At 42.0% G+C, this 16,599-nt stretch carries 14 protein-coding genes and 2 pseudogenes; 8 read left to right on the top strand and 8 right to left on the bottom strand.

All coding sequences use genetic code 11. The annotated features are described in order from the left end of the window. Window positions 1–357, top strand: a pseudogene (istB, locus tag L4C39_RS14385) (IS21-like element ISVch3 family helper ATPase IstB); the annotation flags it as partial. Between the two features lie 71 nt (window positions 358–428). Here istB and L4C39_RS14380 read toward each other — a convergent pair. Next, window positions 429–542 (bottom strand): annotated as a pseudogene (locus L4C39_RS14380) (helix-turn-helix domain-containing protein); the annotation flags it as partial. 426 nt (window positions 543–968) lie between these two features. Between L4C39_RS14380 and L4C39_RS14375 the strand changes: the two are divergent. After that, window positions 969–1,217 (top strand): DUF3297 family protein, encoded by a 249-nt coding sequence (locus L4C39_RS14375; RefSeq protein ID WP_029203587.1) that lies wholly within the window; start codon window positions 969–971, stop codon window positions 1,215–1,217. 403 nt (window positions 1,218–1,620) lie between these two features. Here the strand turns inward: L4C39_RS14375 and L4C39_RS14370 are convergent, their stop codons facing one another. From L4C39_RS14370 to L4C39_RS14360, 3 genes are all read right to left on the bottom strand, one after another. Further along, window positions 1,621–3,576, bottom strand: a complete 1,956-nt coding sequence (locus L4C39_RS14370; RefSeq protein ID WP_429746562.1) for a BCCT family transporter — start codon at window positions 3,574–3,576, stop codon at window positions 1,621–1,623. Window positions 3,577–4,004: 428 nt separating this feature from the next. Next, window positions 4,005–4,418 (bottom strand): VF530 family protein, encoded by a 414-nt coding sequence (locus L4C39_RS14365; protein ID WP_113795730.1) that lies wholly within the window; start codon window positions 4,416–4,418, stop codon window positions 4,005–4,007. A gap of 70 nt (window positions 4,419–4,488) precedes the next feature. Further along, window positions 4,489–6,096 carry an ABC-F family ATPase gene (locus L4C39_RS14360; protein WP_084654970.1) on the bottom strand — a complete coding sequence of 536 codons (1,608 nt, stop codon included), beginning with the start codon at window positions 6,094–6,096 and terminating at the stop codon, window positions 4,489–4,491. A gap of 342 nt (window positions 6,097–6,438) precedes the next feature. Between L4C39_RS14360 and L4C39_RS14355 the strand changes: the two genes are divergently transcribed. The 4 genes from L4C39_RS14355 to pheT all read left to right on the top strand — a co-directional run bounded on the left by L4C39_RS14355 (window position 6,439) and on the right by pheT (window position 12,448). After that, complete coding sequence (locus L4C39_RS14355; protein ID WP_429746559.1) at window positions 6,439–7,293, top strand: sulfurtransferase; 855 nt, start codon at window positions 6,439–6,441, stop codon at window positions 7,291–7,293. Between the two features lie 158 nt (window positions 7,294–7,451). Then, window positions 7,452–8,570, top strand: coding sequence for a GGDEF domain-containing protein (locus L4C39_RS14350; RefSeq protein ID WP_429746557.1), 1,119 nt, complete (start codon window positions 7,452–7,454; stop codon window positions 8,568–8,570). Window positions 8,571–9,022: 452 nt separating this feature from the next. Next, window positions 9,023–10,006, top strand: a complete 984-nt coding sequence (gene pheS / locus L4C39_RS14345; RefSeq protein ID WP_113795726.1) for a phenylalanine--tRNA ligase subunit alpha — start codon at window positions 9,023–9,025, stop codon at window positions 10,004–10,006. A gap of 18 nt (window positions 10,007–10,024) precedes the next feature. Further along, window positions 10,025–12,448, top strand: coding sequence for a phenylalanine--tRNA ligase subunit beta (gene pheT, locus L4C39_RS14340; protein ID WP_429746555.1), 2,424 nt, complete (start codon window positions 10,025–10,027; stop codon window positions 12,446–12,448). 290 nt (window positions 12,449–12,738) lie between these two features. On the opposite strand, the gene L4C39_RS14335 is transcribed toward pheT, so the two are convergent. Genes L4C39_RS14335 through L4C39_RS14320 form a run of 4 tightly spaced genes read right to left on the bottom strand, consistent with a single transcriptional unit; the run spans window position 12,739 to window position 15,447 of the window. Further along, window positions 12,739–14,424: a DUF2326 domain-containing protein gene (locus L4C39_RS14335; RefSeq protein WP_371730633.1), complete on the bottom strand. Its 1,686-nt coding sequence runs from the start codon at window positions 14,422–14,424 to the stop codon at window positions 12,739–12,741. After that, window positions 14,411–14,638, bottom strand: a complete 228-nt coding sequence (locus tag L4C39_RS14330) for an ABC-three component system middle component 6 (protein WP_371711260.1) — start codon at window positions 14,636–14,638, stop codon at window positions 14,411–14,413. The genes L4C39_RS14335 and L4C39_RS14330 overlap by 14 nt, the downstream gene beginning before the upstream one ends. After that, window positions 14,626–15,177 carry an ABC-three component system protein gene (locus L4C39_RS14325; RefSeq protein WP_429746552.1) on the bottom strand — a complete coding sequence of 184 codons (552 nt, stop codon included), beginning with the start codon at window positions 15,175–15,177 and terminating at the stop codon, window positions 14,626–14,628. Before L4C39_RS14325 ends, L4C39_RS14330 begins: the two co-directional genes overlap by 13 nt. A 9-nt stretch (window positions 15,178–15,186) precedes the next feature. After that, window positions 15,187–15,447 (bottom strand): hypothetical protein, encoded by a 261-nt coding sequence (locus tag L4C39_RS14320; RefSeq protein WP_371711262.1) that lies wholly within the window; start codon window positions 15,445–15,447, stop codon window positions 15,187–15,189. Window positions 15,448–15,893: 446 nt separating this feature from the next. Here L4C39_RS14320 and L4C39_RS14315 point away from each other — a divergent pair, with 446 nt between their 5' ends. After that, window positions 15,894–16,136: a hypothetical protein gene (locus L4C39_RS14315; protein ID WP_429746550.1), complete on the top strand. Its 243-nt coding sequence runs from the start codon at window positions 15,894–15,896 to the stop codon at window positions 16,134–16,136. A gap of 13 nt (window positions 16,137–16,149) precedes the next feature. Next, complete coding sequence (locus tag L4C39_RS14310; RefSeq protein WP_429746548.1) at window positions 16,150–16,488, top strand: cytosolic protein; 339 nt, start codon at window positions 16,150–16,152, stop codon at window positions 16,486–16,488. Window positions 16,489–16,599 lie beyond the last annotated feature (111 nt).

The raw sequence follows: 16,599 nt of genomic DNA, 5'->3' as shown, positions 1-16,599 counted from the left end.
GTTAGATACTACCGATTAACTCGCTTGCTTGACGACCTGACCGCTGGTCGTCTGGATGGTAGCTATCAAAAGCAACTTCAATCGCTGGCTAAGAAAGCCTTACTGATCCTCGACGATTGGGGGATGGAAAAACTCACTCAAGAGCATGCGGGTCACTTATTAGAAGTGCTGGAAGATCGTTATCAAAACAGCAGCACAATCGTCATCAGTCAGTTACCTGTAAAGGAGTGGTACAACATGATCAGCAACGCCACCGTCGCGGACGCGCTAATGGATCGGTTAGTACACAATAGTCATAGAATAGAACTGGGAGGTGAGTCAATGAGAAAACTGGCGCAATCCGATCACTTAGAGTAAAAATAAGAAGAGAGAAAAACGGTAGGATCAGGTGATCGGAATAAACCGAAACGAGCGATCGCAATCACCGAAATACGCACTTTGTGACGACCCAGTTGTTTAGCTATTTTAGCGGTACTAATTCCTTGCTTTCTAAGCGCAGAAATCATATACCTTTCATTCTCAGTGAGGTGCGAATATTTCATGTTTTTTACTTCTTGGCGGGAGCAAACTTCATGATTATCGCACCTTACTGTTTTTAGGTTCAGAGGTGTCGCACTTCGTACTTGAATCCAAGCAATATAACAAACAATTTAAGAGTGACTTCTAACGCCTGCCGATTTCACTCCGGTTTGAATTTAGTGTTTACGTGCAATGGTTTACTCAGCACGATCATAGCTAGCAAAGTTTTGCCGGGTGGAGAAAGTGGATCATATACCCTAGACTAAGCCTTGGTAGAACAGAGCTGTAATTTTCGTGTATGCCATGACCTTTTCACTTTAAGTTGATGTAATTGTAATCAGTGCATTATTTTATGTGCCATAGCCTTATTATGAGCTGACTTTTAGGCTTGAGCGAAAGGCTTGTATTGTCTACAATGGCGCACTTTTTATTTACTTCAGGTCATGAAAATGAGCGATACTAACTCAAAACCAACTTTACCAGATCACCTTGCTGGCAACCCACGCAGCCCGCACCATGTGGCTGAATGTTTCGAATACCCAATCGGTATCCGTCTTAATGGTAAAGAACGTACTGATGTTGAAGAATACTGTATTAGCGAAGGTTGGGTAAAAATCCCATCACCTAAAGCATTAGATCGTCGTGGTCAGCCAATTCTGATCACACTAAAAGGTACTGTTGAAGCTTACTATATCTAAAATTAGCTTCTATATATTACTTATTATCAACACATAAGGTTTAGGGTTCTTCTTGCTTTATGTGTTGTATTTCAACCAATAACACTACTTGTTTTTCCTTTCACAAACTTACTCTTCAATTCCCCCAATTCCTTAATTCTCGATGTGACCAGTTGTAACCATGTGAACTGACTTAGTTTACCGTCTTTTCCACGCGTGGCGCCCTGACTATGAATCGATTTTAGCAGTAATATGTTGAGGTTGAATCACGGTGTAATACTGTGAAACGGTTCGTTAACACTAGAGTACATACTGCCGGAGGCCGAAATGGAAGCCGACAGCATGTTTGAGCGATCGTGACTTATCCTGAGGAAATAAAACTGTCGTTTACTCAGAACGATGCCACCAAAACCAGACTAAATGCTTACTCAATGTTGGAGTGTAACCTTGCTTGAATCGCGGCTTTTGTCTCCTCTTGGGCTAAGCTCGCCTCAGTTAACTCTTTGTCTTTCATAAGGTTGTTAAAAGCACTTCGAGCGATTTGAGCTTGCTCAGATGCATCAAGTTTCTGTGTTTTAGCTTTTGCTGCCACTTCGGTTAACAGACGTAACTCTTCGATGATCTCATCTGGAGCATTTCCCAGTTCCAAGCTCGATTCACCTCTCGATAGAGCTTCACGACGCAGTTGTTTTTTGAGTTTCCAAATGGCCTCAATGGATTCGCGTTCGATGTTTGCAGCGTCAATTGCACTATCGCGAAGTAGCTCAAAACGAGCGAGAGCTTGGCCTTCTTTGCTCCAAGGATCGACTTCAGGGAGATCTGATATGTTGATGACAGGATCAACGTAATCATCTTGATGGCTCAAATCCAGCATTGCTGCTTTTACGCCAGAGACCATCAACATGACCGCAATAACAAGCAGGGGTAAGCCTCCGACAATGGCCGCAGTTTGTAATGTAGCAAGTCCACCCATAAACATTAGAACCGAGGGCATGAAGGATAGGGTGAATGCCCAAAATAGACGGTTCCAACGCATTGGGTCTTCAGTCACATTTGTCTGTACGACAGAGGCTAAGATATAAGAAATAGAATCGAATGTTGTAGCCGTGAAAATGATGCATAGCACGGTGAACAACGCGATGATTACAGTACTAAATGGCAGTTGCTCTAAAATAGAAAAAATCGCCCGAGTTGCCCCTTCGGCATTCAAGATACCGACCACATCAAGTTGGCCTGATAACTGTAGCGATAACCCATAATTACCTAAAATCATAAAGTACATCGCGCAGCCTAACGAACCAAAGAAAACGGCTCCAGAAACCATCTGTTTTATGGTTCGCCCGCGAGAGATCCGCGCAACAAATAGCCCCATGCTTGGCGCAAATACTAGCCACCAAGCCCAATAAAAAATTGTCCAATCTTGAGGGAAGTGAGTATTGGCGAAAGTGCCCATGCCACCAAAAGGTTCTGCCCAAGTTGCCATCACAAAGAAATTTGAAAGCATACGACCAATAGAGTCTAAACCGGTTTCCAGCATGAATATTGTTGGGCCACAGAATAGAACAAAAAGCAGAAGGCCAATCGCTCCCCAGAAATTGATATTACTGAGAACCTTAATGCCTTCGTCCATCCCTTTATAAGAGGAGTAGGCGAAAATAGCCGTACAAAGCAGTAAGACACCAATCTGACTTCCAGTGGTGGCAGGAATACCAAATAGATAGCTAATCCCTTCATTAATTAAAGGGGCAGCAAGTCCGAGAGTGGTTGCCGCACCACCCAATAAACCGAAAATAAACAAGATGTCGATAAATTTTCCAAGCTTACCAAAACTGTGAGCTTCACCAATCACAGGCATAAGAGCTGCTGATACTTTTAAAACAGGTTGCTTGCGGACATAAAAGAAGTAAGCGATAGGAATGGCTGGGATCATGTAAATACACCAAGCGATCGGCCCCCAGTGGAAGATACCGTAAGTCGCTGCCCAGCGTACGGCTTCCTCACTTCCTGCCTCTAATTGGAAAGGTGGGTTTTGGTAGTAATAAGCCCACTCAATCGTTCCCCAATATAGGATACTTGCCCCTATGCCACCACAAAATAGCATGGCCGCCCAAGAGGCGAGTGAGAATTCCGCGTCTTCATCGGGATCCCCTAGTTTGATCTGGCCTATGTCAGAAAAAACAATATAAATCATGAAAAAGAACGCCGCTAGACCAAGAGAAAGATAAGCAAAGCCTAATTTGTCTGTCATGAAAGATTTAGCGATTGAAATCCATTCTGCCCCTTCTGTAGGGAAAATGAGTAAAGGAATGATCACTGAAAAAAGTAGTATTAAAGCACCGAAAAAAGTGGGTTTGTCGATAAGTTCAAAGTGTTTGTTCATGTTATGTTCCGTAACAAATAAACAGTATTAATCGAGCGCACACAGAATCGCCCCCACTACTTGAATATCAGGTAGGGGGTAATTGAAGCGACAAGTTTAAATAGTGTGCGAGTAGTTAGCTTTGAAGCGTAAAACGTTGGTGAGAAGACCCTGAATTGGCGTGGTTAAATTTGCGCTAAAATAATCCCAAATTCTATTTTTGTCGATATAAATTTATGTTGATTTTTCATTATATGTGGCGTGAATATAATGATAGAAATTTAAAGAGGTGAGTGATGAGTTTGGAAGTGAAAAGGGTGATCGGATAGATAAATATTACTTGTGAGGATAGTAAAAAAGCTAAGAAAACAATCGTACTTTTTGACGGAATTGAAACAAAAAAAAGCCAAATCAATATGGATGATTTGGCTTATCTCTTTTGGTGTCAATTAGCGACGGTATTGACCTCGGCCGCGAGATGCTCTCTCTTTATGAGCAGATGCCGATTTTGCTTGAGAAAGCAGGATAGACTCAACAGTCAATTCCATAGGTTCTCTTGGCTCAAGACCGTGTTTAAATGTACGAGAACGAGGAGGCATGTCGTATTCAAGATCGGATGCTTTTGGCATACGCTTGAAACGGTAAAGATAGAAATTTTCCACTTTCTCTCTTGCCCATTCCGTTTTTTTCAAATATTTGATACTGCTGGCAATGCTTGGTTTGGTATTAAAGCAGTTCAGACGCATTGCCGTATCTAGAATTTCCCAACCGTAGTGATCAACAAGCTCTTGCAGCAGAGTTTCTAGTTTAAGGCCATGTAGTGGGTTGTTCTGTTGAAGTTCGATTCTTTCTTCATCAGTCATAAAGAATTCCTTACGCAATAGCCGCAGTTTTCAGCGGCGGCTATGTATTTAAATTATTAAAATCGCTTAATTATAAAGCGACTTGCAGCATTTTTGTTTGGTGATCCAGATACTCTTCGTAGGTACCTTGGAAGTTGACAAGTTTTTTGTCTTTCACATCTATAATGCGTGTAGCCAATGATGACACAAATTCGCGGTCATGGCTGACAAAAATTAGTGTGCCAGTATACACTTTAAGCGCACTGTTTAAGGCTTCAATGGCTTCCATATCCATGTGGTTCGTTGGTTCGTCCATCACCAGTACGTTGATGTCTTGCATCATTAACTTACCGAAAAGCAGACGGTTTTTCTCACCACCAGAACAGTTTTTAGCTTTTTTATTAGCATCATCAGCGGTAAAGAGTAAACGACCTAGAATGCCACGAACCATAAGATCATCATGCTTCGCTGTACGCCACTGAGAGATCCAATCGAAAATGGATAAATCGTTGTCAAAGTCAGCGGTGCTATCTTGAGGGCAGTAACCCACAGATGCATTTTCAGACCATTTAATGATGCCTTCATTTTGCTTAAGATCATTCACTAAGCAGCGAAGTAGGGTACTTTTACCGACACCATTTTCGCCGATAACCGCTAATCGAGTTCCAGCCTCAAGGATTAAGTTGCCGCCTTCGAACAGCACTTCATCTTCAAAAGCATGACCAACATTTTCAAGCTCAAGAGCTAGACGGTGAAGCTTTTTACCTTCGCCGAAGTCAATCGATGGGCTAATACGGCTCGTTGATTTCACTTCATCAAGCTTGATCTTATCCATCTTTTTAGCACGAGAGCTCGCTTGTTTCGCTTTAGAAGCGTTCGCACCGAAACGGTTTACGAAATCTTGAAGCTCGCTGATTTCAGCACTCTTCTTCGCATTACTTGCAAGAAGCTGATCGCGGATCAAACCTGAAGCTTCAAGGAAGTATTCGTAGTTACCCGGGTAAATACGAAGTTCACCGTAATCAATGTCTGCCATATGAGTACAAACAGAGTTTAGGAAGTGTCTGTCGTGGGAAATGATGATCATCGTACATTTACGTTGATTCAGCTCTTCAGCCAACCAGTTGATAGTGTGAATATCCAAGTTGTTGGTTGGTTCATCAAGTAGCAAGATATCAGGGTTCGCAAATAGAGCCTGTGCCAAAAGAACACGAAGTTTCCAGCCTGGCGCGACATGTTGCATCAAACCAAAATGAAGTTCCTCTTCAATACCAGCTTGAAGAAGGATGTCACCTGCGCGGCTCTCTGCGCTGTAGCCATCCATTTCCGCAAATTCACTTTCGAGTTCGGCTACTTTCATGCCGTCCTCTTCGCTCATCTCAGGTAAGCCGTAAATACGGTCACGCTCTTGCTTGATTTCCCAAAGTTTCTTATCACCCATAATCACAACATCAATAACATTATGCTGTTCGAATGCGAATTGGTCTTGGCTAAGAACACCAAGTTTTAGTCCAGGAGTGATAGAGACATTGCCTGAGCTTGGTGTCAGTGCGCCGCTTAGGATCTTCATAAAGGTGGATTTTCCGCATCCGTTCGCACCAATTAAACCATAGCGATTACCATTACCGAATTTGGCAGAAATGTTTTCAAATAAAGGCTCAGCGCCAAATTGCATTGTGATGTTTGCGGTAGATATCAAAGAAGTATTCCTAGGTGTGTACTGACAAGCCGATCAATTGACACGATAGCCAATTTTAGCGATGCGAAAGTAAGGGCAAATAGGCGGCGCATTATACAGAGTTGTAAAGATAAATGTAGTCTAGTTGCGGTTTATTTAAGTTTGATAGCAAAGAAATGAAGGCTAACATTTGACAAAAATAGTAAAAAGTAGTGGCTTGGAGGGTGTTGATGCTCATTAGAGTCAGAAATCGGTATTGGGTGTAGGCCTGCATTTCGCATAATATGAGTATTTCATGTAGTGTCTCTCTTTCTGCGTGATGTAAGCGTGAATGTTATAATCTTTTGATTCTGGAGGTATAGGATGGGAAGTCCATTAGTGACGACCGAATGGTTGGCTCAAAACTTAAATAACAAGAATGTCATTGTATTAGATGCCAGTATGGAGACTGTCATTGGTAAAGAGCCTCTCGTTTATCAAATCCCTACTTTTATTCCTCAAAGCCGCAAGTTTGATTTAGAAAACGTGTTCATCGATAAAGAGTCGACACAGGTTCATGCCTTCCCAACCGTAGATCAATTTACGAAAGCAGCGCAAAAGCTCGGCATTCAACCAGACAATATTGTTGTGATTTATGACAACCAAGGTATCTATTCTGCGCCTAGGGCATGGTGGATCATGCAATCGATGGGATTTGAAAATAGTTATGTTCTAGATGGTGGTTTACCTAAGTGGATAGAAGAAGGGAAAGCGACCACTGACTCTTTGGAAGTGTCTTCAAATGGTGCTGACAATCTAATAACCAATTATCAATCTCATCGCGTTTGCACATCAGATTTTGTTTTTGACAATCTCACATCAGCCAAATATATGGTTATTGATGCTCGTGGTTCAGAACGCTTTAGTGGTAATGCTGCCGAGCCAAGAGAAGGGGTGCGAAGTGGACACATTCCCAATTCAATCAACCTACCATTTGCACAAGTGCTTGACGGTCTCTGCTATAAATCAGTTAAAGAGTTGGATGAACTGTTTACTGTACATCTAAAGCATGAGAATAAGCCTCTTATTTTCAGTTGTGGTTCAGGTATTACGGCTTGCATCATATTATTGGCGGCGTGTGTTGTGGGAAAAATGGATTGTCGTTTATACGATGGTTCGTGGGCAGAGTGGGGATCTTGCCCATCATTGCCTGTTAATTCGTTCAGTAATCGTACTTAAAAAATAAAATCGTTAATTAAACAGGTTTGTTTGCGGATCTATGTCATTTTTTAAGTAGGTCAACCGAATGTAGGTTCCGCCTTTGTGTAAACTACCATTATATAAAATAATCATTTGGTCGCTTGAACGATGGCGAATGAATAGCAGGTACGATAGTAATGAAATCATTCCAGTGGGATAAAAACTTTGAAACGGGCCTCGATGATGTCGATGAACAGCATCAGTATTTAGTCGAAATAATCAACAAGTATGGCTCATTATTATCAGAAAATACCTTGTCATTTAGCGATATTAACGTCGCTCTGTTTGAGCTTTCTCGCTATGCGGAGTTTCACTTTCGCGAAGAAGAAGCAATGATGAGGGATACCAATATCTATCCTGCACACCTTGAATACCACATTGAAATGCATCGGTCATTTATGTCTGAAGTGATGGGTATGCAAGCCTTTATCACCGAAGATGATCCAAAAAGTGCGGAGCTTCTTTTAGACTTCCTTATCCATTGGCTGGCTTATCACATACTCGGTATTGATCAAAATATGGCTCGCCAAGTGAAAGCGATTGAGTCTGGGGTTTCGCCAGAAGACGCGTATAAGCAAGGTGAAAAAGAGGTTGATAGTTCAACAGAGCCATTACTTAACGCATTGAATGGACTTTTTGAGCAAGTCTCAGTCAGAAATAAGCAGTTGTTGAAATTGAATCAATCTTTAGAAGATATGGTAGAGAAAAGAACACAACAGCTTTTGCTTGCCAATAGAGAACTTGAACAGCTATCGCTTACTGATGTTCTCACGAAGTTGCCTAACCGTCGTCATGCAATGAAGCAGTTAAATAGCTACTGGAATGAGTCTACCGAGTTAGATTTGCCTTTGGTTTGCATCATGATCGATGCGGATCACTTCAAGTATGTCAATGACACTTACGGGCATGATGCCGGCGATATCGTCTTGATTGAATTATCTCAAGCGTTAAAAGATGCGTTCAGAAGTGATGATTTTGTGTGTCGTCTTGGTGGTGATGAATTTTTTGTTATATGTCCGCAAACCAATTTAGCTGGTGGATTGCATATTGCAGAGTTAACAAGGCTTGAAGTGGAAAAGTTGAACATACCGGTGGGTGATGGTCGCTGGAAGGGAAGTATTAGCATTGGAGTGGCGCAGCGTACCGAGCAAATGGTGACGTACAACGACTTGATTAAAGCGGCAGATGAATCCGTCTACTTAGCGAAACAAGCGGGTAAAAATTGCGTTAAAAGCAACAAACCAACAGAATCTTAAACTACATCGCAGAGTCAATAATCGTTAATGTGGTTTGGCCTTTTAACGTTGATTGATCACTCTTTCTGTTTACCACTTTTTCTGAGGTGAGTGTAAGGGATCAGAAGTCGCGTGAATGTAAAATATCGCGTCTATAAACCAAGCCCTCACCGTCATTTCAACAGTATTACCCTCGCTTTGACACGAAAATACGGCAAAGCGCAGCGCAATTTTTACAATATTCGCAATCATTTAAAATATCCCGTTCTCTTTAAATTTGGCTAATTTTGGCCTTTTTCCACAAATTTTTATCCATTTGAATTTATTGTTTAAGGTTATTGATGAAATATCGTCCGATAACCGCTTCATTTCAATATTCAATTTGGCATTGCTTGTCTGTTTGATTACTATGTATAGCTATTCAAAATACCAATACTCCCTTATGGAACTACCACTGGGTAGATGAGGATACGATGCAACATCTAGAAGAGATCATTGCTAATGCAACGACAGCGATTGAAAGCGCTGATTCGTTAGTCGCACTTGATGACGTGCGAGTTCAGTATTTAGGTAAGAAGGGTGAATTAACTCTTCAATTACAAAGCCTAGGTAAACTTCCACCTGAAGAGCGTCGCACTGCTGGTCAAGAGATCAACAAAGCGAAAGGTGCTGTTCAACAAGCGATCGCAGCTCGTAAAGACGCACTACAACGTGCAGAGCTTGAAGCGAAGCTAGCTGCAGAAACTATCGATGTGAGCCTACCAGGTCGTCGCATTGAGAACGGTGGTCTTCACCCAGTTACTCGCACTGTTGAGCGTATCGAACAGTTCTTTGGTGAGCTTGGCTTTAGCACTGAGTCTGGCCCTGAAATCGAAGATGCATTCCACAACTTCGATGCACTCAACATCGCAGACGATCACCCAGCTCGTACTGATCACGATACTTTCTTCTTCAACCCTGATCTAATGCTACGTACGCACACTTCTGGTGTTCAAATCCGTACGATGGAAAACGGCAAACCGCCATTCCGCTTCATTGCTCCGGGTCGTGTTTACCGTAACGACTACGATCAAACTCACACGCCAATGTTCCACCAAGTGGAAGGTATGTTAGTTGATGAGAACGTAAACTTCGCACAACTTAAAGGCATTCTTAACGATTTCCTTTGTAACTTCTTTGAAGAAGAAGTTGAAGTGCGTTTCCGTCCTTCATTCTTCCCGTTCACAGAGCCTTCAGCTGAAGTTGACGTGAAACGTAAAGATGGCAAATGGCTAGAAGTTCTAGGCTGTGGCATGGTTCACCCTAACGTACTTCGCTCTGTTGGCATCGACCCTGAGAAATACTCTGGTTTTGCATTCGGTATGGGTGTAGAGCGTCTAACGATGCTTCGTTACGGCGTAAATGACCTTCGTGCGTTCTTCGAGAACGACCTTCGTTTCCTTAAACAATTCAAGTAATCCGGGGCAGTCAAAACTATGAAATTCAGTGAATCTTGGCTACGCGAGTGGGTTAAACCTGCAATTAACAGCGAAGAGCTAGCTCACCAAATCACTATGGCTGGTTTGGAAGTTGACGATGTAGAACCTGTTGCTGGTGAATTCACCGGCGTTAAAGTAGGTAAAGTGGTTGAGTGCGGTCAGCACCCAGACGCAGACAAACTACAAGTTACAAAGATCGACATTGGTGAAGAAGAACTTTTAGACATCGTATGTGGTGCATCTAACTGTCGTCTTGGCCTAACTGTAGCAGTAGCAACAGTTGGCGCAGTACTTCCTGGTGACTTCAAAATCAAGAAAGCAAAACTACGTGGCGTTCCATCGCACGGCATGCTTTGTTCTTTCTCTGAGCTAGGTATCGACGTAGAGTCTGACGGCATCCTTGAGCTGCCAGAAGGCACAACGCTAGGTATGGACGTTCGTGAGCTTCTTGAGCTTAACGACGTAACTATCGACGTAGACCTAACAGCAAACCGCGCAGACTGCTTCAGCATCCGTGGCCTTGCTCGTGAAGTTGGCGTACTAAACCGCGCAGACGTTACAGAGCCAACAGTTGAAGCTGTTGCAACAAGCATTGAAGACACAGTTTCTGTTGAAATCAAAGCAACTGATGCTTGTCCACGTTACCTTGGCCGTGTGGTTAAGAACGTAAACGTGAAAGCGGAATCTCCAATCTGGATGCAAGAAAAACTGCGTCGTTGTGGTATCCGTTCAATCGACCCAGTTGTAGACATCACAAACTACGTGATGCTAGAGCAAGGCCAACCAATGCACGCATTTGATCTAGCTAAGATCGAAGGCGGTATCGTGGTTCGTCTAGCAGAGCAGGGCGAAAAGCTAACACTTCTAGATGGCAACGAAGCTGAACTAAACAGCAACACACTTGTTATCGCAGACCAAAACAAAGCACTAGCAATCGCTGGTATCTTTGGCGGTCAAGATTCTGGTGTGACTACTGAAACGACTGACGTACTTCTTGAAGCGGCATTCTTCGCACCGGATCACATCCGTGGTCGCGCGCGTGCTTACGGCCTTCACACAGATTCTTCTCTACGTTTCGAACGTGGTGTTGATTCAACGCTACAAGCAGCAGCAATGGAGCGTGCAACACAGCTTCTAGTTGAAATCTGCGGTGGTGAAGTTGCGCCAGTAAACGGCAGCGAATCTGAAGCTGATCTTCCAAAAGCAAACGTAGTTGCTCTACGTCGCGCTAAGCTAGACAGCCTACTAGGTCACGAAATCCCATCTACAGACGTAGTGGAAATTCTTACTCGCCTAGGTTGTACTGTTTCTGTTGTAGAAGATACGGAAACGACAGACGCAGGTTGGACGGCAACGTCTCCATCTTGGCGTTTTGATATCGCAATCGAGCAAGACCTAATTGAAGAAGTAGGTCGTATCTACGGTTACGATAACATTCCAAACCAAGCGCCTAAAGCGGCACTTAAAATGAATGACCACAAAGAAGCTAACCAACCGCTTAAGCGCGTTCGTGACCTTCTTGTAGACCGTGGCTACCACGAAGCAATCACATACAGCTTCGTAGAACCAGAACAGCAAAAGCTTGTTGTACCTGGTGTTGAGCCGCTAATCCTGCCATTCCCAATCTCTGCGGACATGTCAGCTATGCGTCTTGGTCTAATCCAAGGTCTTCTAAACACAGTTGTTCACAACCAGAAGCGTCAACAGTCTCGCGTTCGTCTATTCGAATCAGGCCTACGTTTCATCCCTGAAGCAACGGCTGAAAACGGCATGCGCCAAGAAATGATGCTTGCGGGCGTTATCTCTGGTACTCGTGGCGAAGAGCACTGGGACATTGCAACTAACACTGTAGATTTCTTCGATCTTAAAGGTGACCTAGAAGCCGTTCTTGAGCTTTCTGCAAACGAAATCGCATACAGCTTCAAGGCTCTTTCTTCTGAAGCAAAAGAGCGCAACCCAGCACTTCACCCAGGTCAGTCAGCAGTGATTATGGCTAACGGCAAAGAAGTGGGTATCATTGGTACAGTTCACCCAGAGCTAGAGCGTAAGTTTGGTCTTAACGGCCGTACTATCGTATTCGAAATCGAATGGGCTGCTATCAACACTCGCGTGCTTCCAGAAGCAGTAGCCGTATCTAAGTTCCCTGCAAACCGTCGTGATATCGCCGTTGTTGTTGACGAAGCAGTTGCTTCTGGCGACATCGTAGAAGCATGTATAGCTGCTGGTGGCGAATTCCTAACAGGCGCTAAACTGTTCGACGTATACGTTGGTCAAGGCGTTGAAGAAGGTAAGAAGAGCCTAGCAATCGCACTTAGCCTACAGTCTGTAGAGCGCACACTAGAAGATGCAGACATCGCTGGTTCAGTAGATGCTATCGTAGCTTCAATCTCAGAGAAATTCGGCGCAGCACTTCGCGACTAATCTCTTCTGATAGATAGAAAAACAAAGGCCTCGCATTGCGAGGCCTTTTTGTTTTTTGTCATGGAAAGAATTGGGTGCTAACTTGTAATTGAACAATTGTGCTTCAATGATCTGGCTAAATTAGCTTTCAAAGAATTGTCAGGATTTTGTAAGTCTCTAACTCAGTAGGTAAGTTCATTTATTCACTACGGTCTTCGAAATTAATCCTATTTTTAAACGCTTTACAGCGAGCGATATACCTGCACAGATAGATTGAATGAGCGGGTGAATTAACCTCCCGCTATACTGGATTAAATGTTGAAGAACTTATTGTCTTCGGAGAGCAACAGAACTGAAGCGTTTCTGTATTTCCGATATGTCTTTTCAGAAAATTTGTCTGATAGTACAGAGACAATTTGTTGTCCGGGCAAGGCTTGCGCTAACCTGAAAATATCTTCGATTTGCTTCTGATCAATGTCTTCAATGATATCGTGCAAAACAAAGCTCGGTCGATTTAGCCCCAACTCATCACAAGCCTTAATATAAGCAAAATCAAAAGCTATAACTTCAGCTTTCTTCTTACCACCTTCAGGGTTCGCACTTTGATTTTCAATGAGAGGTTCACATGTACCTTCGGTTTCATTAAAATTAAGAGTGAATCTATACTCTTCATCGTGAGTTACCTTAGTAATTTCGGCAAAGTGCTTAGAAAAAGATGCTTCAAAGTCGTTCACTTTATCTATTTGTTTAGATATAAGCTCTAAAATGACGTTTAGGTACTCAATTGCTTCAGTAAGACCTGACTGTGCAGCCTCTTGTTGCTCAATCATACCTTCTAGTTTACCAAGTTCGTTTTTTAGCGCGCCTAGTTCTTTGATGTTTGTAGTTATTTTATCGATGTTTTCTCTAGTGCGCATAGCAGCAAAGACACCATGCTTTCTATTTTGTTGCACTTTTAACTGGTTTTTTAAGTCTTCCAGACTTCGGTTTAGTTGGGGTAACTCTGATTCGACATAGTTTCTTTTTTTATTGACTAGGTTGTCGTGAAAAGCTAACGTTTCTTCAAAACTACGAGATACTTTTTCTATAGATACTCCGGCAAATTCGTAAATCGCTTTCAATTCAGAAACCAAGTAATTGCCACCACGCTGATCTAACTGTTTTACTGTTTCTTTAATATTATCTATTTTAAGCGTGGCACCAAAAACAGCATTGTTTAGAAGGTCTTCTTGAGTTTGGATCTGGTGTAGTAACTCTATCGGGTTGTCATGTTCTGGAGAAAAATCTATAGATAAAATATTCAACTCAAGGGACTCAACTTCTCGCTTTTTCGTTTTTAAAGATGACTTGATTTTTTGATCTTTAAGAATTGAGTTGAGAGCTGCGCGACGCTTTCTAATTCGAGAAACAGCATTTGAGGCTGTCCGTCTCTGTGTTAAGAGTGATGTGTCGTTGAAACCAAATAGGAACAAGAATAGTTCACTATAGTCATTGTTTTTACTTCGAGCATCGAGAAAGTGAGACGTGTTGAGCATCTTATGGCTATCGTTTCTAATGAACTTCGGCGCAAGAAGACGTAGGGATGGTCTAGATGTTTCAATACCAAAAAATAGGCTTAATAGAAGTTTCTCGTATTCGTCCTTATCAAGCACATTACCATCAACTGAGAAAAACTCATCTTTATCAATGGCGAAGTTACGAACTAATACATGATAAACGCCCCAATGATCTGTAAACGACAGCTCACACTGGACATCACTTTCCTTAAAAAAAGATTCAATTTGAACGTTTGGCCTAGCGTACTCGTCGTCAAAATAAATAGGCTCAATTGAACCCAATAACATGAAATCGATTACGCGTGAAAGGGTTGACTTACCAACGCTATTGCCGGTTCTACCGATATCTTTATCGTTAGTGATCAGATTTAACCCATCTTCAAATTTGATAATTCTACATTGTGAACCGTTTTCTGTAATTGTTAACCTATTGAGCTTCATTGATTGTTACCGTGTTTCCATTGACGTTGATAGCTGAAATCATAAACAACCAATCTAGAGATAAGATGATATGGTCAATTGAGACATCTAGTTCAGATGATGTGATTTGAATGAGTTCCCTCAAATCACATTCTCCGTAACTGATTTCTTTTAATATAATTCCGCCTATGAAATAAACGTTTAACTTTGGATCGCATCCATTTATTGGCAGCATAAGGGGTTCTCCAATACCACGCACTCAATAAAAGCATGTGCAACGACGACGTTTATCCCTAGGTCTAAATCTTCTTTAAGACTTGGCTTGTTTTTGGATGCATAAGCCGTGTTTTTTAGTTTCTCGATGATGAATTCTATGATTAAACAGGAATTCTGTTTTATTTCATCTATGTCTATCTCGCCTGTAAAGTATTCGATTTCTACGAAATCTAACGCTTCATAATAAAGGTCATTTAAGTTGTTTAGGACCTTTGCTTTTCCAAAAGGGATAGTTGAGTCAATAGTTGAAAATGAAGCTTCAACCTTCTTTGAGTGCTTCAGGTATTGGCGGATTATTGCACTTTTTCCTTGCAACTGATTGTGATTGATTTTTTCGATCGTATCAGCACTTGGTGTCCGATTTCGGGTGCTAGGTTCGAATTCATTATTTGCTATCAACTTTAGGACTTCGTTGATAGCTGAATCGATATTTTGTTCAGGTGCATCGCCAAGTTGTACATTACCTACAACTTTGTCAATTGCGACTGTCTTATTCATAAGTGGAGCCTACATGTCGATTTTTATGCCGCCAGTGACTTTGTTCGCATAAACGTTCTTTTCACCAACCTGTTTTACTTTTGTACTGCTTTGGTCTAGATCTTGAGCAGTATTTTCAGTTTTGTTTTGTGACTTTTGGACCAAATTAGTATTGGTAATTTGAAGTTTTAGTTTTTTCACTTCTTCGTTCTTTTTACAACCAAACAAAAAGCTCAAGACCGTACAAATCCATGCGATCGCTACACCAAGGTCAGAAGAGAAAAATTCCATATAGATATAAACCACTTACTTTGTAGGGGAATGTTCCTGCGATTATACTCTATTGTTTGGTGTCTTGAAGAAAAATCCTTAATTTACAGTTAATTACAAAAGTATCAATTAAGTTAACCTTATAGCTGTTAGTAGTTCATATAAGCCGTTCGAGCCGCAAGTGATCGATAGTTTGGTCGAATTTTGCCATGTGATACAACACAGATATTTACCACAAACAGCATTGGAAGGATTGATAACTTTTTGTAGGGAGACTTCATAAGCAGGATTTGAATGAGAAAAAGGTCAGCTCATTATGGGGCAGAAATGAGTTGATCAAGTCACCACAACAGAATAACTTTTTATCTAAATTCGTATTGACCCGTCTAAAGCTTCACACTTTATAGTGGCTATATTGATTAGAGGGGAGCTTTTTGTGTTCCCTGCAAAGTAAGTAGAGAGACACTATGAAACGTTTAATTCTAAACAGCACACTCTTGGTGTTCATGGCGCTTGGTAGCTTTAATGCTATGGCTCATGATTCAACGGTTAAGTACGGTATTGCGATATCTCACGATGATGAGCAAATTGCGTATGGCAAAAACGGGAGTGGGGAGACGGCGCTGATCTTGCCTTTAGCAACAAAATCTCTACCACGTTCTTCCGCTGATAGTGATAGAATCCACGCATCAGAACTATCGAGAAACTAGGTATTTATAAACAATGTTTATCCATCATGTAAACGGCATCGACTGGCTGGTGATTACAGCTTTTGAAGAACTAAAACCGATGTTTATCGAAGATGCAGGCCCAATCCCATCTTACTTCTCTATTCGTAGTGAATTGAGCCTGATTGATCAAGCTAAACGCAGCTATGGATTTTTGCCTACACTCCGTGGTGTGATCACCGACACTGGTACGTATCAAAGCAAAGATCTTGATGAAGATTTAAACCCACAACTTGCCTGCCTAGTTGAAGGGCGTGGTCGGGTGTTTATCTATCACGGCGACTATGTGGCTTTTGTGGATGACGAGCAAACCTTTATAACCCGAATGGACTGAAAATTATCCAGCAAACTGAAATCGACATTCCAAGCCTTTCATCCTAGGGCGCTGACTTTTTTCGGTTAAATTTAGTGCGAGATAAAAAGTTTTAATCGCAGCGAGGGGAAG

The sequence above is a fragment of the Vibrio clamense genome (assembly GCF_050337905.1).
GTDB classification, from domain to species: domain Bacteria; phylum Pseudomonadota; class Gammaproteobacteria; order Enterobacterales; family Vibrionaceae; genus Vibrio; species Vibrio cortegadensis.
This window is presented reverse-complemented; position numbering and strand designations above follow the sequence as displayed.

Excerpts from the sequence above, each read along its gene's own strand:
- L4C39_RS14315 (WP_429746550.1), top strand. The coding sequence starts at position 15,894 with ATGAAACGTTTAATTCTAAACAGCACACTCTTGGTGTTCATGGCGCTT.
- L4C39_RS14350 (WP_429746557.1), top strand. The coding sequence starts at position 7,452 with ATGAAATCATTCCAGTGGGATAAAAACTTTGAAACGGGCCTCGATGAT.
- pheT (WP_429746555.1), top strand. The coding sequence starts at position 10,025 with ATGAAATTCAGTGAATCTTGGCTACGCGAGTGGGTTAAACCTGCAATT.
- L4C39_RS14365 (WP_113795730.1), bottom strand. The coding sequence starts at position 4,418 with ATGACTGATGAAGAAAGAATCGAACTTCAACAGAACAACCCACTACAT.
- L4C39_RS14375 (WP_029203587.1), top strand. The coding sequence starts at position 969 with ATGAGCGATACTAACTCAAAACCAACTTTACCAGATCACCTTGCTGGC.
- L4C39_RS14330 (WP_371711260.1), bottom strand. The coding sequence starts at position 14,638 with ATGCTGCCAATAAATGGATGCGATCCAAAGTTAAACGTTTATTTCATA.
- L4C39_RS14370 (WP_429746562.1), bottom strand. The coding sequence starts at position 3,576 with ATGAACAAACACTTTGAACTTATCGACAAACCCACTTTTTTCGGTGCT.
- L4C39_RS14325 (WP_429746552.1), bottom strand. The coding sequence starts at position 15,177 with ATGAATAAGACAGTCGCAATTGACAAAGTTGTAGGTAATGTACAACTT.
- pheS (WP_113795726.1), top strand. The coding sequence starts at position 9,023 with ATGCAACATCTAGAAGAGATCATTGCTAATGCAACGACAGCGATTGAA.
- L4C39_RS14335 (WP_371730633.1), bottom strand. The coding sequence starts at position 14,424 with ATGAAGCTCAATAGGTTAACAATTACAGAAAACGGTTCACAATGTAGA.
- L4C39_RS14310 (WP_429746548.1), top strand. The coding sequence starts at position 16,150 with ATGTTTATCCATCATGTAAACGGCATCGACTGGCTGGTGATTACAGCT.
- L4C39_RS14355 (WP_429746559.1), top strand. The coding sequence starts at position 6,439 with ATGGGAAGTCCATTAGTGACGACCGAATGGTTGGCTCAAAACTTAAAT.
- L4C39_RS14320 (WP_371711262.1), bottom strand. The coding sequence starts at position 15,447 with ATGGAATTTTTCTCTTCTGACCTTGGTGTAGCGATCGCATGGATTTGT.